The following is a 22,709-nucleotide window of genomic DNA, read 5'->3' on the forward strand; positions in this document are numbered from 1 at the left end:
GCTCAAGCGCCAGCACCCGGACTCACGCCGGTTGGCGCCGCCTTGGCCGTTTCGTCCTGCCGCTTGTCCGAGCGTACCGATGGCAAGCGGTCGACCGCGATCAAGCCCTCGGCGGCGGCGTGCGAGGCCGCGAATACGCTGTCGGGCGAGAGCACCAGCTGTGTGCCGGTGGTGCTGACCTCGTCGATCAGGCGGTCCAGTGCGTCGATCCGCGACGGGTCCGGGTTGACGTTGCGGATGTAGATCATGCGCACCGACTTCGGATGACGCCGCACCACCTCGGTATAGATCTCGGGATCCTGCTCGCCGCTGTCGCCGACCAGGATGAACTGCATCTCGGGATAGAAGTCGAGGATGCGTTCGATCTGTTCGAGCTTGTGGCTGCCGTGCTCGTTGAGCTTGATCACCTGGCGCACGCTCAGCTCGCGCAGCATCAGCGGCCCGAGCGGAATATCTTGCAGCCGCAGGAAATCGGTCAGCGGACCGAACAGATGCCAGGGGCTGCTCGACACATAGAACAGCGGGTTGTTCTCGGCGCCGCCGGCGCCGTCGCGCAGCGCGCGATAGAACGCGGCCACGCCCTTGAACGGCTTGCGCGTGTGGGCGTTGGTACGCGCCAGCATCAGCGCCATGTTCAGCTTATTGGTGACATTGGTCCACAACACTGTGTCGTCGATGTCGCTGATGATGCCGAAGCGGGCGCTGGCGGCCGGCACCATCACCTCGGCTTCGGCGCGCAGTACTTGTCCGTCGGGCTGCAGGTGCTCGGGAAATTCGAGCCCGATCCGGTGCCAGCCGCCGGCCAGCGGCGCGTCGAGCGTGATGTCGAAGGCGAAATAGCCGCCGCGGTCGGTCACGGCCTCGTGGGACTTTCCGTCCACATGGGCCAGTACCCGGGAATGGGCGACTTCGTCCGACTCCAGGCGCCGGTAGAGCGCGATCAGGTTGGCCCAGCCGCTGTCCGCGCCGGACTGCTCGCGAAAAGCCACTTCGTCGAGCAGCCGGCCCTTGATCCAGACGCGCCGGCCGTTGCCAAAGCCAAGATAGGGCACGGCCATCAGCATGCGGCCGACCCCGGGTGTGCGCAGCCGGCGCCAGGCGAGCGAAGCGAGCGAGCCCGCGCTGCGCGCCAGGCGCCGGCGCAGCGTACCAGCAGGCGCCGACACATCCGGCGCGCGCGGACCGGCCGCCAGCGGCAGGCCGCGCTCGACCCAGGCGCTGCCGCCCTCGCCGCGGGTGAGCAACAAGGCCTGCTGGACTTCGCCTGGTTTACGCGGGTCGACCGGCGTCGCCATCACATGCACGGCGGTGCCGGACTCGCGCAGCAGCGCGATGTCGTCTTCGGCCAGCAGGCCGGGATTGAGAAAAAGGGTGGCCCGGCCCAGGTCGACGCGCTGGGCGAGGTCGTCGAAACCAGTACGGGTCAGTACCAGGTAGGGCATGGGTTTGGTGGTCATGGTCGTGCGCGCGAATACGTTGTCGAGATAATAAGAACCTATCCAAGTATCGCTCACGCCACAAGAATCGAACGCACGCTTATCGCCGCCTTGTAAATACTCGGCAATAATAGTGTTTTTAACCATACAAAAAAAAGGAAGCCCTGCCTTGCTTACCACCTGCAGGCGCGCCGGACGCGCCATCTTGATTGCGGTTTGTTCGTCACTGTTACCCTACGGCGCCGCGGCGGCCGATGATGCATCATTGCGCGCCGTGGTCGATGCGGCGGTCGTGCCGCTGATGGCCGAGCACGCGGTGCCCGGCATGGCCGTTGCCGTCAGCGTCGATGGCCAGACATGGTTCTACAACTACGGGCTGGCCTCGCGCGAGACGCAGACGCCGGTCAGCCAGGACACGCTGTTCGAGTTGGGATCGATCAGCAAGACCTTCACGGCGACCCTGGCGACCTACGCGCAGGGGCAGGGCGCGCTCTCGCTGGAAGACCATCCGGGAAAATACCTCGCACAGATCAAAGGCAGCGCGCTCGACCAGGCCAGGCTGTTCGAGCTCGGCGCCTATGCTGCCGGTGGACTGCCGCTCCAGATGCCCGAGACGGTGTCGGACCTGCCGCAGGCAATGGCCTACTTCAGCACCTGGAAGCCGCACGCGGCGCCCGGCACCGTGCGCCGCTATTCCAATCCAAGCATCGGCCTGTTCGGCCATATCGCCGCGCTGGCGCTGAAGACCGATTTTGCGCAGGCCATGGAAGGCATCGTCTTTCCGCAGCTCGGCCTGCGCCATACCTATGTCAACGTACCGCCCGGTGCGCAGGCTCACTATGCGTGGGGCCACCGGGATGGCAAGCCGGTGCGGGTGGGGCCGGGTGTGTTCGCTGCCGAAGCCTATGGCGTCAAGTCGAGCAGTGCCGACATGATCCGCTACCTGCAGGCCAATATTGATCCGGCGCGGCTGCTCGGGCCGATGGCCCGAGCTGTTGCAGCCACCCACCTCGGCTACTTCGACATGGGACCGATGGTGCAGGGGCTCGGATGGGAGCAGTATCCGTATCCGGTGACCTTGACCCGCCTGTTGGAAGGCAATGGCGAGGCCATGCTGCGGCAGGCCAATGCTGCCAAAGCGCTGGTTCCAGCACGCCCGCCGGTCGAGCCGGCCTTGTTCAACAAGACCGGCTCGACCGGCGGGTTCGGCGCTTACGTCCTGTTCGTGCCCCAGAAAAAGCTCGGAATCGTGATGCTGGCAAACAAGAACTACCCCATCCCGGCCCGCGTCAAGGCTGCCTACGCAATCCTGGAACAGGCTGCGCGCATGGTGCAATGAGCCGGTACGGTGACTGTTGAGGGGCGGGCAAGCACCCTCATGGCCCGTTCTTGAAAATGCCGCGGATATTCGTCACCATCAGCGCCGCCTGCAGCGCGAGCAATGCCCAGGCCTGGTCGTGCCAGCCCCAGACGATCCACAACACGTTGCTGAGGATGAACATCGAGAAGCCGAACACGCGTCGTTCGGCGCGTTTCGATCCGATCAGCCATGCCGCAAACAGGGTCACCAGCATGGCTGGCCATTGAAGAAAATCGATGAATCCTTCCATGGGTCAGGCGGCTTTCTTGCGGCGCGCCGGGACCTTGCTCTGCGCGCTGGCGGATTTGGCGGAGGTTTTTTTTGCTGCCGGCTTGGCAGCCGCCTTGGCAGCAGGCTTTTTGCTGGCGCGCTTGGGCGCCGCGCCACTGGCGGCGACCCGGTCGACGCTGTGCGCCGGCTTGCGCGCGCGCGTGGGCGCTGCCTCTTTTTCTTCGTCGTCCTCGGCCGCGGCCTTGCGCTTCTTGCGCGGTGGCGGGTCGTCGTCGTCCCCGTCGTCCCCGTTGTCCCCGTCATCTTCGTCGTCTGTAGCAGCGTCCTGCGGCGCGGCCTTTGCCGGCTTCTTGCCCAGGCTGGCCTGCAGCAGTGCCACCAGGTCGATCACCTTGCCGGTTTCGCGTTTTTTCTCGCCCGCCTCGGGCAAGGTGATGGTCTTGGTCTGGTGCGCTTTGACCTTTTTCTCGATCAGCGCCATGATGTCTTCGCGGTAGGAGTCGTGATACTGCTCCGGGGCCCAGTCCTCGGCCATGCCCTGCACCAGCGCCATCGCCATCTTGAGCTCCTTGTCGGTCACGGCGGCCTTTTTGTCGCTGGTCGCCGGGATCTTGAGTTCGCCGGCGTCGCGGATCTCGTCGGCATAGCGCAGCGTGTTCAGGACAATGGTGTCGCCCACGCAGACCAGCGCGCACAGGTGCTGCTTGACGCGGATGACCACCCGCGCGATGCCGATCTTGCCGGCCTGGCGCAGGGTTTCGCGCAGCAGGGCGTAGACCTTGGCGCCGCCCTTGCCGGGCGCGAGATAGTAGGGCTGCTCGAAATACAGCAGCGAGACGTCTTCGGCGTCGACGAAGCCGACGATGTCGATGGTCTGGGTCGCCTCAGGGTTGGCGCGCCGCAGGTCTTCCTCGGACAGCACGACGTATTCGCCGCTGGCGTATTCGTAGCCCTTGACGATATCGTCCCAGGAGACTTCTTTGTGGTTGCCCTTGTTATAGCGCTTGAAACCGACCGGCGAGAAATCGCGCCGGTCGAGCATGGTCAGGTCGAGGCCCTGGTTCGAGACAGCGGGATACATGTCGACCGGGATGTGCACCAGCCCGAAGCTGATCGCACCTTTCCACATGCTGCGGGGCATGGCGTTACTCCTTATGGTGATAGTGACTTGCCTTATTCGCCCACCACGCCGGTAACCGGCAGCACGATTCCGGTAATGTAGCCCGAGCACACCGCCGACGCCAAAAACACGTAGGCGGGCGATAGTTCTTCGGGCTGGGCCGGACGCTTGTAGGTGGTGCCAGCGCCGAAGTCCTTGATCTTGTCGGGCGACTGGTCGGCCGGATTGAGCGGCGTCCAGACCGGGCCCGGCGCCACCGCATTGACGCGGATGCCTTGATCGACCAGGCTGGCGGCCAGCGACATGGTGAAGGCGTGGATCGCGCCCTTGGTGGACGAATAGTCGAGCAGCTTGCCGGAGCCTTTCAGGCCGGTGACCGAGCCGGTATTGACGATCGCCGCGCCACGCTTGAGGTGCGGCAGGGCGGCGCGCGCCATATGGAAGTAACCGTAGATGTTGGTACGGAAGGTTTCGTCCAGGCGCTCGTCGGTGATGTCGAGCAGCGAGCCGGCATGCTCCTGGAAGGCAGCGTTATTGACCAGCACATCCAGGCGCCCGAATGCGGCCACCGCCTGCTCCACCGCCGCGTTGCAGAAGGCCGGATCCTTGACGTCGCCCGCGATGGTAATGCAGCGGCGCCCCTCGGCCTCGATGCAGCGCCTGGTTTCCGCGGCGTCTTCGTGTTCGTTCAGGTACATCACGGCAACGTCGGCGCCTTCGCGCGCGAACAGCACGGCCACCGCGCGCCCGATGCCGGAGTCGGCGCCGGTCACGATGGCAGCCTGGCCCTCGAGCTTGCCGCTGCCCCGGTACTGCTCGGCCATGAACCTGGGCTTGAGCTCCATCTCGGCCTCGAGGCCGGGCTTGGCCAGGTGTTGCTGGGGAAAGGGCGGTACCGGCTGCTCGATGCCGGTCTGCACGGCCTGTTCGCTCTCCTGTTTCTTGTGCTGCGTATCGTTTTGGTCTTGCTGTTGCTGGATTGCGCGCTGCTTGTCCGCAACCTGGTCTGCGACCCTGGCTGCGGCCCGGGTCACGTCTTTGCCTGTAGTTGCCATCACATGCTCCCATGAACGTTCGATCGACCGCATGAGTATCGGCGCCGGCGCCGGCGCGGACGGTGCGCTCACGTACATTCGGCGGCAAATGCGCCACCGACAGGGGTGGCTTTGTGGCAAACTTGCCTCGGTTTAGCATTCAATGGTTTGTCAGGAGAAAACGATGTCTCAGCAGGAAAACGCGCGTGTCCGCACCACCGGCCTGTACGTCAATCCGGTCGGCCAGCGCCGCGCGGATTTCCAGAAGGCCTGCGCCGGCCTGTTCGACGGCCTGCGCGTGGCCGATGGCGCCGAACAGGCTGCCAGCATGCAGGCGCAGGAGCCGGCCGGGGTGCTGGTGCTCGACCTTGAGCGCTTCGATCCGGAGATCGATTTGCCGGCGCTGGGCGCCCTGGTGGCGGCGCGCGGCGGGCGCCCGCTGCTGGTGCTGTGCCCGTTCGCCAATGCGCGCTGGCTGGCGGCGCTGATGCAGCATGGCCCGCTCGAGTATCTGATCGGACCGCTCGACCCGGCCGCGACCCATGCCCAGGTCGAGGCACGCCTGCGGCAGGGATTCGCGGCGCCGCACGCGCCTGCGTCCGCGCAGGCCGATCTGGCCGCCTTGCTGGCGGTGCAGGGCCAGGCCCAGGCGGCGCTGGCCGAAGCCGACGACAGCGGTCGCTTCGGCGAGCGCCTGTGCGCGGCCTTGCTGGGCTGGCCCGGCGTGGTGCACGCGGCGCTGTTCCAGCTGCATGGCGAGCACGATCTGCGGCTCGAAGCGCAGCAGGGCCAGTCCGGCCTGGACCTGTCCAGCATCCTGCAGCGGCGCGACCGCCTGCTGCAGTCGCCGCTGCGCCATGCCTTTCCCGGCCTGCTGGCCGCGTCCAGCGGCGAGATGGCACTGCTCGACGCGCTCGACAAAGCCGGCGAGCCCGCGCTGGCGGTGGCGCTGGACGCCCATGGCGTGCGGATGGCGCTCGGGCTGCCGATTCCCGGCGCCGGTCCCGGCGCGCCGCGCGGCGCCCTGTCCCTGCTGTTCGATCATGCGCGGCCGTTTTCGCGCGCCGCGCTGGGTGCCTGCGACAACCTGGCGCAGCTGGCCGCATTCGGCCTGCGCATGGGGGAACTGCTGAGCGAAAGCGAAGCGTTGCTGGGGCGCGTGACCCACCTGGCGACGATGGATGCGCTCACCGGCGTGGCCAACCGCCGCCATGGCGAATCGCTGCTGGAACAAGAGATCAAGCGCGCGCGCCGCTACCGTCTGCCGCTGGCCCTGATCGCCTTCGATATCGATCGTTTCCGTAACGTCAACGACATCTATGGCCATCCGGTCGGCGACATGGCGCTGCGGGTGGTGGCCGACACGGCGCGCACGCTGCTGCGTGCCAGCGACGTACTGGTGCGCTCGGGCGGCGAGGAATTCCAGGTGATCGCACCGCATACCAGCGCGATCGACGGCCTCAAGATGGCGGAAAAGCTGCGCGCCGCGATCGCGGCGGCCCAGATTCCCGGCTGCGACCACGTCACGGTCAGCCTGGGCGTGGCCCAGTTGGGCGAGAACGAATCGGCCGATTCGCTGGCGGTACGCACCAACGCGGCGCTGGCAAGGGCCAAGCGGGCCGGACGTAATTGTGTCGAGCTGGCCATGCAGTAAGAAGGGTTCGAAGGGCGACCATCGGTCGCCGCTATGATAGGCTGCCGACTTTTCTTTCAGACATTTTCCATGCTTTCATGGTTGCAGCAATACCGGCGCGCGATGCTGCCGGGCGACATCAGCGCCGGTATCGTGGTGGCCATGATGATGATCCCGCAGGGCATGGCCTATGCCCTGGTGGCCGGACTGCCGCCGGTGGCGGGCATCTACGCCAGCATTGTGCCGCCGCTGCTGTATGCGCTGTTCGGCACCAGCAGCACGCAGTCGGTCGGGCCGATGGCGATCATTTCGCTGATGGTCGCGTCGGCGCTGGCGCCGCTTGCAACCCCCGGCAGCGCGCTGTACGGCGTGCTGGCGGCCCAGCTGGCGTTGATGTCGGGGGCCGTGCTGCTGGCCTGCGGGCTGCTGCGCATCGGCTTCCTGGCCAATTTCTTTTCGCGCCCGGTAATGAGCGGTTTCACCATCGGTGCGGCGCTCCTGATCGCGTGGGGGCAGTTGCGCCCACTGCTGGGCGGCATGCCGCCGGCCGGGCACTGGCCCAGCGCCATCATGGGACTGGGCGCGCTGGCGGCGCTGCTGTGGGCGCGCAGCTTCCTGGCCGGGGCGCTGCGCCGCGCCGGGCTGTCGGCGGCGGCGGCCGACATCGGTAGCAAGCTGGCCCCGATGCTGGTGGTGATCGGCGCTACGCTGGTGGTCGCCGTCACCGGGCTCGATGCGCGCGGCGTGGCCACGGTGGGCGCGGTGCCGGCCGGGTTGCCGGGGCTGAACCTGGCCGCCTCGAGCGCGCACTGGCAGCTGCTGCTGCAGCCGGCGCTCCTGATCGGCTTCATGATTTTCCTGATCAGCATGTCGGCTGCGCAGGCGCTGGCGCGCAAGCGCGGCGAACAGCTGGGCAGCAACCAGGAGCTGCTGGGGCTGGGAGCGGCCAATATCGGCAGCGCGCTGTCGGGCGGCTTTCCGGTCACCGGCAGCATCTCACGCTCGGCGGTGAATTTCGCGGCTGGCGCCAACAGCCAGCTGGCCAGCATTATCACGGCGGCGCTGCTGGCGCTGGCGCTGGTGGCCCCGACCGGCTGGCTGGCGCTGCTGCCTTTGCCGGTACTGGCCGCCACCATCATCGTCGCGGTGCTCGGCATGCTCGATTTGTCGCTGCTGCGCACGGCGTGGCGCTACGACCGCGCCGATGTGGCGGCGCTGGCGGCAACCGGCCTCGGCGTGCTGGTGATGGGCGTCGAGGCCGGGGTGGTGGTGGGCCTGGCGCTGTCGATGGGCGCCCTGATCTGGCGCGCCAGCCGTCCGCATATCGCCGTGCTGGGGCGGATTCGGGGCAGCGAGCATTTCCGCAATGTCGAGCGCTATGCAACCGAGACCGCTCCCGGCCTGCTGATGCTGCGGGTAGATGCTGGCCTGTTCTTCGGCAACGTCGAAGCGGTCAACGCACGCATCGAGGACGAACTCGCGGCGCACCCGGCCACGCGCCACCTGGTGCTGGTGCTATCGGCGGTCAATGCCATCGACACCTCGGCCTTGTTCGCGCTGGGCGAACTCAACAGCTCGTTGTGCCAGCGCGGCGTGCTGCTGCACCTGGCCGAAGTGAAAGGGCCGGTCATGGACCGGCTCAAGCACAGCACCCTGCTGCAGGCGCTGCACGGCCGCCTGTTCCTGAGCGCGGCCATGGCCTGGGACCAACTGGCCGTACAGGCCGGGATGGATCCCGGCGCATGAGTGATAGTCCAGGCGCGAAAAGCGGCGGCAGCAGCTGCCTATTCTGGCAGCATAAAACGCGCTGGAATCCCATATTTTTGTTGACCTGAAGCAGACCCCAACCTAGGATTCCTCCGGCGCCTATCGGCCTTCGACGCCGTGGCAAGGCCATCGCGGCTTGCTGCTGGCTGCGCGCCGCGCGGACACAACGATCACAATAAGGGGCGGGGATGACCCAAGACGCAAGGCCGGCGAGCGCTGTCGCCATTCGCAGCGGCGCGCTGGCGCTGGCGCTGGCCACGATGGCGGCAGGCAGCGCCAGCGCGGCCGAGGTCCAGGTCAGCGGCCGCCTGGTGGCGGGCAATATCTATCGCGTTCAAGATCGCGACCCGCATTTGCTCACCGGCGTGAACGCCGCCGCCATCGGGCTGCCAGGCTTTGGCAGCGGCGCCAACGCCGACGACGGCAATACCAACTACGCCAAGGGCGACGCGGTCTCGCGCGTGGTCAAGGCGGTCGTCGAGGTCGCGGCGCAAGACGGCAACTGGTCCGGCCTGATCCGCGTCAAGGCCTGGCACGATGCCGGCCTGGCGCATGACGGTCGGCCCTGGGGCAATGTGCCTAACCGGTATGCTGCCGGCGAGCCCTTGTCCGACCATGGCGCGCCGCGCCTGACGCGTTTTTCCGGTATCGCACTGCTCGATGCCTGGGTCGAACGCCGCTTCACGCCGGGCGCGACGGCGGCGCTGCTACGCATCGGCCAGCAAAGCGTTGGCTGGGGCAGCCGCTCGCTCACGCCTGGCGGCCTTGAGTCGCTCGATCCGCGCGACCTGCCCGGGCTGCATCGGGCCGCGCCCAGCGCCGCCGAAACCGTGGTGCCGCGGCCAATGCTGTTCGGGCGCCTCGCGCCTGGCGCGGGCCTGAACATCGAAGCCTATTACCAGGGCGCCTTCCGGGCCTCGGCACTCGACGCCTGCGGCACCATCTGGTCGATGGCCGATTACCTGGTCAATGGCTGCGGCAGCATCATGTCGGGCCAGCCTGTACTGAGCGATCGCGGGCGACTGGTCGCGGGTTCCTACAAGAAGCGGCTGCCCACGCCCAAGCCCGAGGCCAGCGAATTCGGCGCCGGGATCACCTGGCGTCCGGGCGGCGCCGCTAGCGGGCACAGCAGCTTCGGCAGCTTCGGCAGCTTCGGCAGCTCCGGCAGTGCGGACACCGAGTTCGGCCTGTATCACGCGCGCTATAACGGGCGCACACCGCAACCCGGACTGCGCCGCAGCACGCGCCCGAATGGCCCGGCGCTGATTGCCGGCGACCCGGATGGGCGCAACCAGGCTTTCTATACCGAGTTTCCCGAGGGCCTGCGCATCAGCGCGGCAACGCTGTCGCACCGGCTTGGCTCAAGCATGCTGCATGCCGAACTGTCCTACCGCGCCGACGTGCCCTTCATGCTGGCGCCGGGCGACGTGATGCCGCCCTTTCTGAGCCCGGTCGCGCCTTCGCTGCTACGCGCGCGCGCCAATGCGGTCGCGCCAGGTGCACTGTTTCGCGGCTATGACCTGTATGCGATGTGGCAGGCGCAGGTCGGGGTGAGCGGGGAGTGGACGGTGGCGGGCCTGCCGCTGGCGGCCAGCGCCGAAGTGGTAGGCAAGCGGGTACGCGGCTTGCCCGACCCGTCGGTGATGCGCTACGGGCGGGCCGACATCTTCGGCGCCGGCCCGGTATTTGGCAACTGCTCGGTCCACACTGGCAATGCGGCGCGCCAGTGCAGCCTGCGCGGCTATGCGACCCCGCATGCCTGGGGCTACCGCCTGCGGGTCGATGCGCGGCTGCCACTCCTGGCGCCGCATCTGACCAGCAACGCCAGCTTGCTGTTCGTGCACGACATGAAGGGCTGGTCCGGCGACCTGCTGCTCAATGAAGGCCGCAAGTGGCTGAGCATGGCAGTGCGCTTCGAATACCGCGAACGCTACCTGGCGGAGCTGGGCTACCAGCCCACCTGGGGTGGGCAATACAACCACGCGGCCGACCGCGATACGGCTTCGGTGGCGGTGGGGGTGCGCTTTTGAAGCCTCGCCCTCACGCGCGGCGGCGCTGCGGCTCGGCCGGATCGCGCGGCGGGGCAAGCGTGATCGGCGCGGCCTGGTCCGGATAGCGCGCCTGGCGGCCCGCGTAGACGGCGGCGATGGTCGCCATGTCGGTCTGGCTGTCGCCGCTGAGCTCCAGCGTATCGACCACGCTGATCAATCTGGTGCCATAGTCAATGTATACCAGCAGCAGCGGTACCCTGGCGGTGGTGGCAAGGTGGTAGAAGCCGCTTTTCCAGTGTGGACGATAGCTGCGCGTGCCTTCCGGGGTAATGCCGATCCAGCACCAGGGCGATGCCAGCATGGTGTCGGCCAGCTGGCGCGTCGCGCCCATCGACGCGCGCCGGTCGACCGCAATCCCGCCCCAGTAACGCATCAGCGTGCCCATCGGACCACGGAACAGCGAGTCCTTGCCCAGCCAGCGAAACTTCAAGCCGATGGCCCACTTTCCAAGCAGGCCCAGCGGAAAGTCCCAGTTCGAGGTATGCGGGTAGACCACCGCGATGCCATGCGGCCCCGGCAGGGGTTTGAAACGCAGCTTCCAGCCTGCCAGATTGAGCAGGCGAAGGGCAGTGCGCTGGCCCCAGGAAGGAAGGTCTGCCGGGCGCAGCAGGTAATCGCTCATTGAATCTCCGTCGCTAAACAAAATGTTGTTTTTCCATCATCGATGTTTCGACAGAAAAATACGCGACGAATTCTATAGGCAGGCAGGGAGGGGAACAAGCAAAAAAACTGGCAGCGCCCATGCGCTGTGGTTATCATGCCGCTCACCTGAGAGCAGCACGGCAAGCAGCCATTTACCTGTTGGAACCCCCATGACGATCACGATCTACCATAACCCGCGCTGCGGCACCTCGCGCAACACCCTGGCCGCGATCCGCGCCGCCGGCCACGAACCACAGGTGGTGGACTACCTGGCAAGCCCGTTGTCGCGCGAGCAGCTGCGCGTGCTCATCGCCAGCGCCGGTCTGGCGGTGCGCGACGCGGTCCGCAGCAAAGAGGCGGTGTTCGCGGAACTCGGCCTGGCCGCCCCGCAAACCAGCGACGAGGCACTGCTCGATGCGATGGCGGCGCATCCGGTGCTGCTCAACCGGCCGTTCGTGGTGACGCCGAACGGCACCCGTCTGTGCCGGCCGTTCGAGCTGGTGCACGAGATACTCTGAGCGGCGACGCGCACAGCCGGGTGTGGTTTGTCCGCTATTCGGGTGCGCTGGATGGGGGAATGGCAACGTCGGGCGGCGTGTAGGGCAGCGCGCCGACATCGGCCTGGCGTGCCGGCCCGGCCCCGGCCTTGACACCAGACCGGCCCGGCTCGCCCGCCGCGGCCGCGACGCCCTTGCCGATTGCCGGCGATCCCGGCTGCAGGCGAAAATCGGATTCGGCGCCGCCTCGCTGGTAGTCGACGAACAGCGGCGCCGCACTGATGGTGCCGACAGGTTCGCGTCCCGCCGGCAGCTTCCAGTCGCCGCCGCTGTTCTGGTACACCAGGTTGTTGCGGTAGCTCAGGTTGTGCCCGGTCTCGCCGCGCTCCACGATGCCCTGGCCATTGTCGTAGACGATGTTGTTGACTGTATGGGTCTGGTCGTTCGGACCCTTGCCGTGATAGTAGTCGCCGCCGCCGACCACGATGCCGATGCCCGACCCGACCACGGTATTGCCACGGATGGTCACGTGGGTGGCGTCATGCCACAGGTGGATGCCCGAGCCCGAGGCCCGGTAGACGATGTTGTCGCGCACGCTCGCGGTGGTACTGATGTAGATGCCGTGCATGGTGCGGCAATCTGGTGGGCCGATGTCGTGCACCTGGTTACCCACCACCTCGGCATTGCTGCCCTTGTAGTAGCTGTCGATCCCGATCCCGGCCCCGCCCTTGCTCTCGCACGGTACGTCGTTGCCGATGTGGTGAACGTGGTTGTGGTGGATGCCGTTGTGCGAGCCGCCGTTGTAGATGCCGCTAAGCCATTTAATTCCGCTCTGGTACTGGGCGCCGTCGATCTCGAAGCCGATGATGTCGAGGTAGTTGGCGCGGTTGACCCAGGCTGCCGGCTGGCGCGAATCGAGCGGCGGCACCAGCCGCGCGCCCCAGCGCTCGGTGGATTCGAACACGATGCGGGCCTCGGCCGTGCCATGGGTGGCGGTGCGCACGCCCCCGAAATAGGTGCCCGGCGCGACATGCACCGTGGTGCCGGGCGTGGCCGCCTGCGCGGCCCGCATCAGCGTGCGGAAGGGTTCGTCGCGGGTGCCGGGATTGCTGTCGGAGCCGGACGGCGCGACATACAGGTGCGTGCGCACCAGCTCGGGGATGACCAGGTCTTCCTGGCCGGCCTCGCGCAGGCGGCAGCCGCCAAGCAGGCCGGCCAGCACGGTTGCCAGTAACAGCCAGGTGAGCGAGACGGCGACAAGTGTCGAATGGCGACGCAGCATTGTTCCCTCATGGGAGCGTAGGTGACCAGGTCAGTTTGACCCGCCACAAGCGGCGACGAGGCCGGATGGCGCAAGGTATTCCTTGAGCGCGCTCAACACGCCGCAGTTTCACCTTGCTTGCCGCGAGCTGCTTGCTGTGCACACCTAGAACCCCAGGCGCGACATTACTGCCCGGCAGGCGGCTCCCACAGTTCGACCTTGTTGTTTTCCGGATCGATCACCCAGCCGAATTTGCCGAATTCGGAGTCTTCGGTGGCGTCCAGTACCTGGCAGCCTTCGTCGCGCAGGACCTGGAGCAGCGCCGCCAGGTCGGCGACGCGGTAGTTGACCATGAACGAGGCGCTGCCCGGGGCGTAGTGCTGGTTGTCGCTGGCGCCGATCGACCAGACCGTGGTGCCGCCGGCCGGCTTGCCGGCGTCGTCGGCCCAGGCGAAGGCGGCGCCGCCCCAGTCCTGCACGTCGATGCCCAGGTGCCGCGCGTACCAGGCGCGCAGGGCCACCGGGTCTTTTGCGTGAAAGAAAATGCCGCCGATACCGGTAACCCGCTTCATGTTTAAGATCCTCGCTCTAAAAAATTGCAAAACCTTGGCACACGCAAGTTGCTCTCAAGACGTCGGCGCCGTCAGCGCCTTCTTGATCGCCACGCAGCGCTGATCTTCCTGCAGCGTATCAAGCAAGGCGCGGCGGGTGCCGGCCGACAGGCCTTTCATGCTGTCGGCGGCACGCGCCAGGCGCTGCACGCTGGCCGCGGTGCAGCCGGCCGGGATCATGCTGCCGGCGTACGAACGCATGTAGACCGGACCGGCCGCCTTGTCGATCGCCGGCAGTTTCGCCAGGCGCGCCGCGGCGCTCTGCTCGGCCAGGGCGTTCTGCTCGGCCGGGTAGATGCTGCCCATCGCGGTGCGCACCCTGGAGAACGGCAGCTTGGTCTGCAGGTCCTGCACGGTGGCCAGCCATTCGGCCTTGAGCTTCGGATCGGGCCGCACCACGGTGGCGGCCAGCGCCGCCCGCTGGCCGGTGTCGGACTTGTCGCGTGCTTGTTCCGCCTCGACCAGCGCGGCGGCGCCGGCCGTGTTGTAGCGGTTCAGGCGGGCGATGATGGCCCAGCGCTGGTCCTGGCCGATGTTCAGGCCTTCGGTGCCGCGTCCTTCGAGCATGCCGGCCAGGCGCGCCAGCGCGTCCGGGCTGCTGGCCAGGCTCAGGTAGGTGGCGAACCAGCGGCGCTGGAAGTTGTCGTTGCCCCGGTAGTCGAGCACGCCCTGCCACGCCATGTCTTCCAGCGCCTTGCCGGTCTGCCTGCTCCAGGCGTTATCGAGCGCCATCGCATCGAGATAGGTTTTTGCGGTCGTGACCTTGCCCAGCACGTCGCCCAGCAGCGTGTAGTCTTTCTCTTGCGGGGCGTTGGCCAGTGCCACCTCGATGAAGTCGTTCAGCGGCAGCTTGGTGTCGCGCACGCCGTCCCACAGGCTTTGCCACAGCATCGCGCGCAGCAGCGGGTCGTCGACGCCGGCCAGGCTGGTGCGGGCGGCGTCGAACGAGCGCTGGTCCAGCTGCACCTTCACGTAGCCCCAGTCCTGGTAGTTCGGATACACCAGGTCGGGACAGGCCGCGCCGATCATGCCGGGCACTTTGGTATTGGCGCCGGAATAGGTGACCGGGACGTTCCTGGCCAGCACCAGCTTGCCATTCTCCCGCGTGAAGGCCGCTACCTGCACGCGCTGTTCGCGCAGCGTCGGGAGATCCTTGCCCGGCGCGGTCTGCTGCAGCGAGAAGGCAGTGATCTTGCCGCCGTTTTTTTCGCCGTTATGTCCACCGCTGCAGGTGTAGTTGGCGGCGATGGTGTTCACGCCGGCCTGGTACAGCCAGTCCTGGGTCCACTTGCCCAGGTCGCGCCCGGCTGCTGCACCGAGGCTGCCGATGAAGTCTTCGAGCTTCGCGTTCTGCCACGAGTATTTCACCAGGTAGTTATGCACGCCCTTGCGAAACACTTCTTCGCCCAGCATGTGGCGCAGCTGCTTGAGGGTCGAGGCGCCCTTGGAATACGTAATCGCGTCGATATTGTCAAAGGCATTGCTCGACGATGGCACCGGCACTTCGATCGGGTGGGTCGAGGCCTTTTGATCCTGGGCGTAGGCGGCCTGCTTGTCGTCCTGGAAGAACGACTGCCAGGCATCCTTGAATTCGGTCACTTCGGCGGTCGCCAGGGTGGCCATGAAGGCGGCGAAGCTTTCGTTGAGCCACAGGCCGTTCCACCACTTCATGGTGACCAGGTCGCCGAACCACTGGTGCGCCATCTCGTGCATGATGACTTCGGCCAAACGCGATTTTTGCGAGGCGGTCATCTCGGACTTGTACAAAAATCCGCCTTCGGCAAACGTGATCGCCGCCGCGTTCTCCATCGCGCCGTACAGGAAGTCAGGCACCAGCAGCTGGTCGTATTTCTCGAACTGGTAGTCAATGCCGAAGTAGTCGTCGAAGAATACCAGGCCGTTCTTGGTGTAGCGGAACCAGTCGGCCGGGGTCACCTGCGCGGCAACCGACTGGCGCGCAAACAGGCGCATCGGGTATTTGCCGCTGTTGTCTTGCCAGACCTGGTAGGGGCCGGCGTGCAGCGAGAAGTTGTAGGGGCTGAGCTTTTTCGTGGTGGGGAAGCTCCAGCGCTTGCCGTCCGCGGTGTCGACGATACCGCTCTCGCGGGTGGTGGTGACAACTTGCCAGTCGGCCGGCGCATTGACGGTGACGGTGTAGGTGGCCTTCAGGTCGGGCTGGTCGAATACCGCGAACATCTGGTGCGCGGCGGCCGGCTCGAAATGCGAGTAGGTGTAGACGCGGCCATCGACCGGGTCGACCATGCGGTGCAGGCCTTCGCCATTGGTGCTGTGCAGGCGCTCGTAGCTGACGCTGACGGTATTGCGGCCCCGGACCAGGTCTTGCGGGGCCAGGCTCAAGAACCACTGGTTATAGCGTGGCGCGACCTGCTTGCCGTTGACGATGAGCGACTTGATGCTGGCCTGGTTCAGGTCGAGCGTAACGGCCGAGTCGACATCCTTCAGGTCGAAGCTGACGGTGCTGGTGCCGGCAAAGATTTCCTTGCCGGCCAGGGTGAAATCGAGCACGTAGTCGACGTTGGCGATGCGCGCGGAGCGGGCCATGGCGTCTTGCTGCGATAAATAGGCATTCTGGGCCCGCGCCGGTGCTGGCGCCGCGTGGGCAGTATTAGAGGCGAAAGCACATGCGATGGCGAGCGCCATGATGCGTGGGACAAAAGTGGTCAACGAGGTCTCCCGGACAGCGCAGGCTAGGTGCGCAATAAAAATAATCGCGCAAGAATAGCATGGGAGACATGGTGTTTACACCAAGTGCATATACGATAAGAGGAAAGGCTTGCTCGCAAGCCTTTCCTCCATTTAGCTGCCTAGCGCCCGATCACGCCAGCGCCGGATAATCGACATATCCTTCCGGACCCGCGGCGTAGAACAGCTCCGGCTTGGGTGTATTGAGCGGCGCGTCTTGCGCGAAGCGCTGCGGCAGGTCTGGGTTGGCGATGAACGACACGCCGAACGCCACCGCATCGGCCTGGCCCGACGCGATCAGGGCCGCGGCGCTTTCCTTGGTCAGCTTTTCGTTGGCGATGTAGACGCCTCCAAATTCCTTCTTCAGGTGTGCGCGCAGGCTGTCTTCGCCGATGGCTTCCCGGGCGCAGATAAAGGCGATGCCACGCTTGCCCAGTTCGCGCGCCACATAACCGAAGGTGTCTTGCGGGGTCGAGTCGCCCATGTCGTGCGCGTCGCGGCGCGGCGCCAGGTGCATGCCGACGCGATCGGCACCCCAGACCTCGATGCAGGCATCGGTCACTTCCAGCATCAGCCTGGCGCGGTTCTCGACCGAACCGCCATACTGGTCGGTGCGCTGGTTGGTGGAATCTTGCAGGAACTGGTCGAGCAGGTAGCCATTGGCGCCGTGGACTTCGACGCCGTCGAAGCCGGCCTTTTTCGCGTTCTCGGCGCCCTTGCGGTAGGCCGCAACGATGCCCGGGATCTCGGACAGCTCGAGTGCACGCGGGGTAGTGAAGTCGCGCATCGGGCGCAGCAGGCTGACATGGCCTTGCGCCGCGATCGCCGATGGCGCCACCGGCAACTGGCCGTCAAGGAAATCCGGGTCCGAGATCCGGCCGACATGCCACAGCTGCAGGACAATCAGGCCGCCCGCCTTGTGCACGGCGTCGGTGACGATCTTCCAGCCCTCGACCTGCTCGTCGGACCAGATGCCGGGGGTATCGGCATAGCCCACGCCCATCGGGGTCACGGCGGTCGCTTCCGACAGGATCAGGCCGGCGGAGGCGCGCTGCACGTAGTACTCGGCCATTAGCGCGTTCGGCACGCGGTCGCCGCCGACGGCGCGGGCGCGGGTCAGCGGCGCCATGATGATGCGGTTGGGTAGTTCGAGTGCGCCGACGCGCAGTGGATCAAACATGGTCGTCATTAGAGATACTCCTAAAGTCCGTCGTTCAGTTGGTCGAGGAAGGTCTTGATCACTTCTTCATTGCGTTGGAAGAAAACGAACTGGCCGACGCGCCGCGTAGTCACCAGGCCGGCTCGCTGCAGCGTCGCCAGGTGGGCCGAGACGGTCGATTGCGACAGCCCTGTGCGCTGGTCGATCAGCTTGCAGCAGACGCCGAAATCGAGCGGGTACTCCTGCTCGGCGAAATGGCGGTGCGGATCCTTCAGCCACTGCAGGATCTGGCGCCGTACCGGGTTGGCCAGGGCCTTGTGGATCGCGTCGGTGTCCATGCATGCTTCCTTGTATCGGGTGGTTTCGATCCGAATATCGTCATCTTACGATATTCGCGAGTTCTTTGCTGGCGGGCCGTGTTTTACAAGCAGGGTAGTGCCGTGCCCGGTGGTATACTCGGCGCCCTCTCGATATTGGGCGCACACGCCGCGAAAGGGTAACGCATGAGCTGGTTTTATCTATTCCTTGCCGGGCTGCTGGAAATTGCCTGGGCCGTCGGCCTGAAATACACCGAAGGCTTCACCAGGCTGATGCCCTCGCTCTGGACCTTGCTGGCGATGCTGGGCAGTATTGGCTTGCTGGGCCTGGCACTGCGCCAGTTGCCGCTTGGCACGGCCTACGCGGTCTGGACCGGCATCGGCACCGTCGGCACCGCCATCGCCGGCATGGTGATGCTGGGCGAGCCGGCCGGCGCCATGCGCCTCGGGGCGATCGCCCTGATCGTCACCGGCATCGTCGCGCTCAAGTTCCTGTCGCCGGGCTGAACGCACGCACGCGCTGCGCTCATTCGCGCCCGAACGACGGGTTCGGGCGTGTCAGGTAATACCACTCGGAATTGGCATTCGCCTTCGCATCGGGGAACAGGATACGCCCGCTAAATTGCGCGGTGACCGGCGTGCCATCGGCGCGCACCCCGATCTGGTCGCCTTCGTGCACCGGGTCGAAGCTGGCCCAGTTGCGGGTGAAGCGGTCGTCTGCGTCGAACTTGTCGTGCACCACCACCATCGACAGCGCTTCCATTTCCTCGAACGGCACCGGCTCCGGGTCTGGCGCCCCGGTCAAGCCCAGGTGCGCGAGCGTATTCACGATGGCGCGGTAGGCGACTTCGGGCGCGGCCGCTTCGTCGTGCTGTCCGCATTCGAGCGTCAGCGCGTAACCGCCGGTAGTGCGCATGTATTCGGTGGTGCCGACACCGTAGCGCAGCACGGTTTCCAGTTCGGCCGCGTCGCCACGGCTGCGGCGCTTGACCCCGTCGCCGTAAGCGGCCAGCCAGCCATCGACGAAACGCTTCACGCCCAGGCGGCGCGCCCATGCGCGTTCTTTTTCGGCATGCTGGAACGGCTGCAGCGCGCCGTCGTTGTTGAGCGGACCGACCATCACGAAGGGCAGGCCACCGCTGGCATTGAACGAATGCAGGTCGAGCAGCACGTCGTGCCGGGCCAGCAGGGGACAGAGCCAGTTGGCGATATGGTCTTCGAAATCCTGCGGCGCGTCCTTGGGGAACAGGTTGCGGTTCAGGTTGCGGTCGCCGTTGCGGGTGTTCTGCTGGTAGGCCTTGGGGTTCACCACCGGCACGAAGGTGACGCTGCCGGCGGTGATCGCCAGGCGCCCGCTGTCGATCTCTTCCATGACGCGCCCGATCGCCACCGTGCCGCATTTTTCGTTGCCATGGGTCGCGCCCATGATGATCACGCGCGGGCCGGGCTGTGGGGCGGTGTAGTTGACGGATTTGAACTGGAAGGTGCTGGAAGAAGTCATTGCGGTGGCGTGCCAAGAGAAGTCGGGTGCCGTCATTTTAGCGGACAAAGCTGGCATGCAGCGGAGGGGCATGGCATGATCGGCCACCTTTTTTCGTCTCGTACTCTCGCATGCCGCAGCTACCCGCCACCGCCCGTATCCATGGTCTCGACAGCTTGCGCGCGCTTGCGGTCACGCTGGTGGTGCTGCACCACTACGGTTTGTTCGTGAGCGGCACGCCGACCTTTGGCTGGATCGGCGAGATCGGCTGGGTCGGCGTCGACCTGTTCTTCGCGCTCTCGGGCTACCTGATCGGCAATCAGATTTTCGCGGCGATGAAGCGCCCGGGCGGCTTTTCGCTGCGCCACTTCTACGCACGGCGCCTGCTGCGCACGCTGCCCAACTACTGGGTGGTGCTGGCGCTGTATTTCCTGTGGCCGGCCTTTCGCGGTGCGGCGCCGCTGCTGCCGCTGTGGGAATACCTGGCCTTCGTCCAGAACATCGCGCTCGAGCCGGGCAGTGCGTTTTCGCACAGCTGGTCGCTGGCGATCGAGGAGCAGTTCTACCTGCTGTTGCCGGCCCTGGCGCTGCTGGGAGCGGCGTGCAAGGGCTCGATCCGGCTGGCCTGGGTGGCCATTGCGCTGATCTTCATCGCCGGAATGCTGATCCGCAGCGAGTTGTGGCAGCAGATGGCCGGTCAAGAGCATAAGCTTTACTTCTATTTCAAGTACATTTATTACTCAAGCTTATGCCGCGTCGACGAGCTGCTGGCCGGGGTGGCACTGGCGCTGCTGCGCAACCACCATCCGGGTGCGTGGGACAGGCTCACGCGCCATGGCAACCTGGCGGCGCTGGCCGGGCTGCTGGTATGCGCGCTGAGCTTCTGGCTATTTCTGTACGACCGGTACGGCCAGCTCGCCACCGTGGTGGGCTTCCCGCTGCTCGCACTTGGTTTTTCACTGCTGATCGTTGCCAGCGTGGCGCCCGGCTCGCTGCTGCGCAGCCTGCGCGTGCCGGGCGCGGGGCCGCTGGCGCTATGGTCGTATGCGATCTACCTGCTGCACAAGCAGGTGAGCGTGCTGGGGGCGCAAGCAATGGCGGCACGGGGCTTCGGCGCGGAGCATCCGGCGACCATCGTGGCGATGATGGGGTTGTCGGTGCTGACCGGGTGGCTGCTCTACAAGCTGGTGGAAACGCCGTTCATGTGGCTGCGCGAGCGCTATGTGCCGTCGAACTAGTCGTGCGCCTCGATCACGCCGAATGCCGCCGGCGCATCGGCCAGGAACGCCAGTACCGCGCTGGCCTGCACCTGCGGCTCGTACATCGAGGCGTCGAGTATCGCGCGCCGCAGGCCCGGAACGGTTTCCACCGTATGCGCACTGCGGTACGCCACTACCAGCAACTGCGCCAGGTCGAGCGGCGCGCCGTGCCCGCGGCGCAGCCGCTGCTCGATGACCGCCAGCAGCGCGCGCTGCATGCGCGGAGTCGGATTGACGATCTCTCCGAACACCAGCGGCGTATTGGCAATGGCCTCGCACAGCGTCGTTTCGATAGCATCGGGCTTGAGGTCCGAGGCGATATCGAAATACGCCTTGTTCCACCGGGTGCGCGCGTAGGCGTGGCCGGGAGGGAAGGAATCGACCGTTTCCAGGCCAAGCGCGCGGCTGGCGCGCGCGAGCAACTCAGACACGGTGTCGATCAAGGGCATGGTGGGGAGCGGTGCGAGTACGTCATGCCGGCAGTGTAGCGCAAGCGGCAGGCGGCGTGCTGGCAGCCTGATCGAAAGCTCGCTACCGAAAGCGCCCGGCGCGCAAGTCGTCGAAGGCCTGTTGCAGCTGCTCGGTGGTGTTCATCACGAACGGGCCGTGCTGGGCGATCGGTTCGTTCAGCGGACGGCCGGCCAGCAAAATCAGGCGGGTCGGCGCGCTTGCCTCGATGCGCACACCGTCGGCGCCGGGCGCATTGTCGAGGATTGCCATGCGTCCCGGTTCCACCTCCTTGCCGTCCACCTGCGCTTGACCGCGGTACACGTAGAAAAACGCGTTATGGCCCTGCGGGATCGGCTGCTCGACGCTGACGCCAGCTGGAATCTCCAGGTCGAGATACAGCGGCTGGGTCGATTCGCGCTGCACCGCGCCGGCCACGCCATGGGTCGCGCCCGCGATCACCTGCACGGTCACGCCGTCGCCCGTGGTAAAGCGCGGCACGTCCTCGGCCGCGATATCGCGGTACCAGGGCGCCATCATCTTGTCCCTGGCCGGCAGGTTGAGCCAGAGCTGGAAGCCTTCCATCAGGCCCTGGTCCTGCTCGGGCATCTCGGAATGCATCACGCCGCGACCGGCCGTCATCCACTGCACCCCGCCGTTGGTGACCACGCCTTCGTTGCCGGCGCTGTCGCGGTGGCGCATGCTGCCATTGAGCATGTAGGTAACGGTCTCGAAGCCGCGGTGCGGATGCTCCGGAAAGCCGGCGAGGTAGTCTTGCGCCTGGTCGCTGCCAAAGGCATCGAGCATCAGGAAGGGGTCGAGGCGGCGTTGCAGTTGCCCGCTCAGCACGCGGTTGATTTTCACGCCCGCGCCATCGGTCACCATCTGGCCGTTCACCACGCGTTCGATGCTGCGCGAGCGTGCGATCGTGGGCGGCTTGAGTTGCTCGGTCATGCTGTTCTCCTGTCGATGCATATCATTTGCGTGAACTGTCCGCGCGTCCTGGCTCAGGCCAGCGCGGCTGCGACCGCTTCGTTGGCCGCCTGCTGGCCTGCGGCCGCGGCATCAAGGCCCATGTTCAGGCCCGACGAATAGATAAAGGTATGGTCGTTCAGGCCCAGGAAGTTCAGCAGCATGCGCAGATGCGGCACCTGCGGGTCTGCCTCAGGTGGATACACTCCGCCGCGGGCGGTCGCCACATATACCTTCTTGTCCTTGAGCAGGCCTTCCGCACCGGTGGCGGTATACCGGAAGGTCACGCCGGAGCGGGCGATCGCGTCGAACCAGCCCTTGAGCTGGGCCGGCATGCCGAAGTTGTACATCGGCGCGCCAATCACGAGGACGTCGGCAGCCTGGACCTGCGCGATCAAAACGTCGTCCAGCGCCACGCGCGCGGCTTGCTCGGCGCTGCGCTGCTGCGCCGGGGTGAACAGGGCGCCCACGGCGGCGCTGTCCAGCAGCGGGTGCGGCTGGGCGCCAAGATCGCGGCGCACCACGGTCGCATCTGGATTGGCCGCGAGCAGTTTGTCGACCACCAGGCGGGTCACGCGGGTCGATTCGGAATCCGCGCCGCGAACGCTCGAGGTGATATGGAGGATGTTCATGATGTGTCCTGGTTCAAAAGGTAAGATGGAATCACTGTAGCGGTTCCATAAACAATCTGGAAGCCAGTAGAATGGATAACATTATGCTGCTGGTGGA

Annotated in this window: 21 protein-coding genes; 7 read left to right on the forward strand and 14 right to left on the reverse strand. The window is 66.1% G+C overall.

Annotation, left to right across the window (positions count from 1 at the left end; all coding sequences use genetic code 11):
• Nucleotides 1-2 precede the first annotated feature (2 nt).
• Nucleotides 3-1,457: an App1 family protein gene (locus NRS07_RS09770; protein ID WP_259205867.1), complete on the reverse strand. Its 1,455-nt coding sequence runs from the start codon at nucleotides 1,455-1,457 to the stop codon at nucleotides 3-5.
• 148 nt (nucleotides 1,458-1,605) lie between these two features.
• On the opposite strand from NRS07_RS09770, the gene ampC reads away from it, so the two are divergent.
• Complete coding sequence (gene ampC, locus NRS07_RS09775; protein WP_259205868.1) at nucleotides 1,606-2,775, forward strand: class C beta-lactamase; 1,170 nt, start codon at nucleotides 1,606-1,608, stop codon at nucleotides 2,773-2,775.
• Between the two features lie 37 nt (nucleotides 2,776-2,812).
• On the opposite strand, the gene NRS07_RS09780 is transcribed toward ampC, so the two are convergent.
• Genes NRS07_RS09780 through NRS07_RS09790 form a run of 3 tightly spaced genes read right to left on the reverse strand, consistent with a single transcriptional unit; the run spans nucleotide 2,813 to nucleotide 5,202 of the window.
• A complete protein-coding gene (locus NRS07_RS09780) occupies nucleotides 2,813-3,046 on the reverse strand; it encodes a hypothetical protein (protein WP_259205869.1) in 234 nt (77 codons plus the stop codon).
• A gap of 3 nt (nucleotides 3,047-3,049) precedes the next feature.
• On the reverse strand, nucleotides 3,050-4,168 hold the full coding sequence (locus NRS07_RS09785) for a Ku protein (RefSeq protein ID WP_259205870.1): 1,119 nt from the start codon (nucleotides 4,166-4,168) through the stop codon (nucleotides 3,050-3,052).
• A 32-nt stretch (nucleotides 4,169-4,200) separates the two neighbouring features.
• The gene (locus NRS07_RS09790) at nucleotides 4,201-5,202 is read right to left on the reverse strand and encodes an SDR family oxidoreductase (protein WP_259205871.1); all 1,002 of its coding nucleotides are present in this window, start codon (nucleotides 5,200-5,202) and stop codon (nucleotides 4,201-4,203) included.
• A 163-nt stretch (nucleotides 5,203-5,365) separates the two neighbouring features.
• Here NRS07_RS09790 and NRS07_RS09795 point away from each other — a divergent pair, with 163 nt between their 5' ends.
• The 3 genes from NRS07_RS09795 to NRS07_RS09805 all read left to right on the forward strand — a co-directional run bounded on the left by NRS07_RS09795 (nucleotide 5,366) and on the right by NRS07_RS09805 (nucleotide 10,611).
• Nucleotides 5,366-6,835, forward strand: a complete 1,470-nt coding sequence (locus tag NRS07_RS09795) for a diguanylate cyclase (RefSeq protein ID WP_259205873.1) — start codon at nucleotides 5,366-5,368, stop codon at nucleotides 6,833-6,835.
• A 69-nt stretch (nucleotides 6,836-6,904) separates the two neighbouring features.
• Nucleotides 6,905-8,560 (forward strand): SulP family inorganic anion transporter, encoded by a 1,656-nt coding sequence (locus tag NRS07_RS09800; protein ID WP_259205874.1) that lies wholly within the window; start codon nucleotides 6,905-6,907, stop codon nucleotides 8,558-8,560.
• 209 nt (nucleotides 8,561-8,769) lie between these two features.
• Complete coding sequence (locus NRS07_RS09805; RefSeq protein WP_259205875.1) at nucleotides 8,770-10,611, forward strand: DUF1302 domain-containing protein; 1,842 nt, start codon at nucleotides 8,770-8,772, stop codon at nucleotides 10,609-10,611.
• 10 nt (nucleotides 10,612-10,621) lie between these two features.
• On the opposite strand, the gene NRS07_RS09810 is transcribed toward NRS07_RS09805, so the two are convergent.
• Nucleotides 10,622-11,254, reverse strand: a complete 633-nt coding sequence (locus NRS07_RS09810; protein ID WP_259205876.1) for a 1-acyl-sn-glycerol-3-phosphate acyltransferase — start codon at nucleotides 11,252-11,254, stop codon at nucleotides 10,622-10,624.
• A 190-nt stretch (nucleotides 11,255-11,444) separates the two neighbouring features.
• Here NRS07_RS09810 and arsC point away from each other — a divergent pair, with 190 nt between their 5' ends.
• On the forward strand, nucleotides 11,445-11,792 hold the full coding sequence (gene arsC / locus NRS07_RS09815) for an arsenate reductase (glutaredoxin) (RefSeq protein WP_307729877.1): 348 nt from the start codon (nucleotides 11,445-11,447) through the stop codon (nucleotides 11,790-11,792).
• 34 nt (nucleotides 11,793-11,826) lie between these two features.
• Here arsC and NRS07_RS09820 read toward each other — a convergent pair whose 3' ends face one another.
• The 5 genes from NRS07_RS09820 to NRS07_RS09840 form a co-directional block, all read right to left on the reverse strand.
• Nucleotides 11,827-13,053 carry a right-handed parallel beta-helix repeat-containing protein gene (locus NRS07_RS09820; protein WP_259205877.1) on the reverse strand — a complete coding sequence of 409 codons (1,227 nt, stop codon included), beginning with the start codon at nucleotides 13,051-13,053 and terminating at the stop codon, nucleotides 11,827-11,829.
• A 164-nt stretch (nucleotides 13,054-13,217) separates the two neighbouring features.
• A complete protein-coding gene (locus NRS07_RS09825) occupies nucleotides 13,218-13,604 on the reverse strand; it encodes a VOC family protein (RefSeq protein WP_259205878.1) in 387 nt (128 codons plus the stop codon).
• Nucleotides 13,605-13,658: 54 nt separating this feature from the next.
• A complete protein-coding gene (pepN, locus tag NRS07_RS09830; RefSeq protein ID WP_259205879.1) occupies nucleotides 13,659-16,328 on the reverse strand; it encodes an aminopeptidase N in 2,670 nt (889 codons plus the stop codon).
• A gap of 151 nt (nucleotides 16,329-16,479) precedes the next feature.
• Complete coding sequence (locus NRS07_RS09835) at nucleotides 16,480-17,535, reverse strand: alkene reductase (protein WP_259205880.1); 1,056 nt, start codon at nucleotides 17,533-17,535, stop codon at nucleotides 16,480-16,482.
• A gap of 11 nt (nucleotides 17,536-17,546) precedes the next feature.
• Complete coding sequence (locus NRS07_RS09840) at nucleotides 17,547-17,843, reverse strand: helix-turn-helix transcriptional regulator (RefSeq protein WP_259205881.1); 297 nt, start codon at nucleotides 17,841-17,843, stop codon at nucleotides 17,547-17,549.
• A 165-nt stretch (nucleotides 17,844-18,008) separates the two neighbouring features.
• On the opposite strand from NRS07_RS09840, the gene sugE reads away from it, so the two are divergent.
• On the forward strand, nucleotides 18,009-18,329 hold the full coding sequence (sugE, locus tag NRS07_RS09845; protein WP_259205882.1) for a quaternary ammonium compound efflux SMR transporter SugE: 321 nt from the start codon (nucleotides 18,009-18,011) through the stop codon (nucleotides 18,327-18,329).
• 19 nt (nucleotides 18,330-18,348) lie between these two features.
• On the opposite strand, the gene NRS07_RS09850 is transcribed toward sugE, so the two are convergent.
• Nucleotides 18,349-19,323, reverse strand: a complete 975-nt coding sequence (locus tag NRS07_RS09850; protein WP_259205883.1) for a succinylglutamate desuccinylase/aspartoacylase family protein — start codon at nucleotides 19,321-19,323, stop codon at nucleotides 18,349-18,351.
• Between the two features lie 110 nt (nucleotides 19,324-19,433).
• On the opposite strand from NRS07_RS09850, the gene NRS07_RS09855 reads away from it, so the two are divergent.
• On the forward strand, nucleotides 19,434-20,540 hold the full coding sequence (locus tag NRS07_RS09855) for an acyltransferase (RefSeq protein ID WP_259205884.1): 1,107 nt from the start codon (nucleotides 19,434-19,436) through the stop codon (nucleotides 20,538-20,540).
• Here NRS07_RS09855 and NRS07_RS09860 read toward each other — a convergent pair.
• From NRS07_RS09860 to NRS07_RS09870, 3 genes are all read right to left on the reverse strand, one after another.
• A complete protein-coding gene (locus NRS07_RS09860; RefSeq protein WP_307729878.1) occupies nucleotides 20,537-20,992 on the reverse strand; it encodes a hypothetical protein in 456 nt (151 codons plus the stop codon). The two genes, NRS07_RS09855 and NRS07_RS09860, sit on opposite strands and share 4 nt — an antisense overlap.
• A 100-nt stretch (nucleotides 20,993-21,092) precedes the next feature.
• The gene (locus NRS07_RS09865; protein ID WP_259205887.1) at nucleotides 21,093-21,962 is read right to left on the reverse strand and encodes a pirin family protein; all 870 of its coding nucleotides are present in this window, start codon (nucleotides 21,960-21,962) and stop codon (nucleotides 21,093-21,095) included.
• A 53-nt stretch (nucleotides 21,963-22,015) separates the two neighbouring features.
• Nucleotides 22,016-22,612 (reverse strand): FMN-dependent NADH-azoreductase, encoded by a 597-nt coding sequence (locus NRS07_RS09870; protein ID WP_259205888.1) that lies wholly within the window; start codon nucleotides 22,610-22,612, stop codon nucleotides 22,016-22,018.
• Between the last annotated feature and the right edge of the window lie 97 nt (nucleotides 22,613-22,709).

The sequence above is a fragment of the Massilia sp. H6 genome, assembly GCF_024802625.1.
In the GTDB taxonomy this organism is placed as follows: Bacteria; Pseudomonadota; Gammaproteobacteria; order Burkholderiales; family Burkholderiaceae_D; genus Telluria.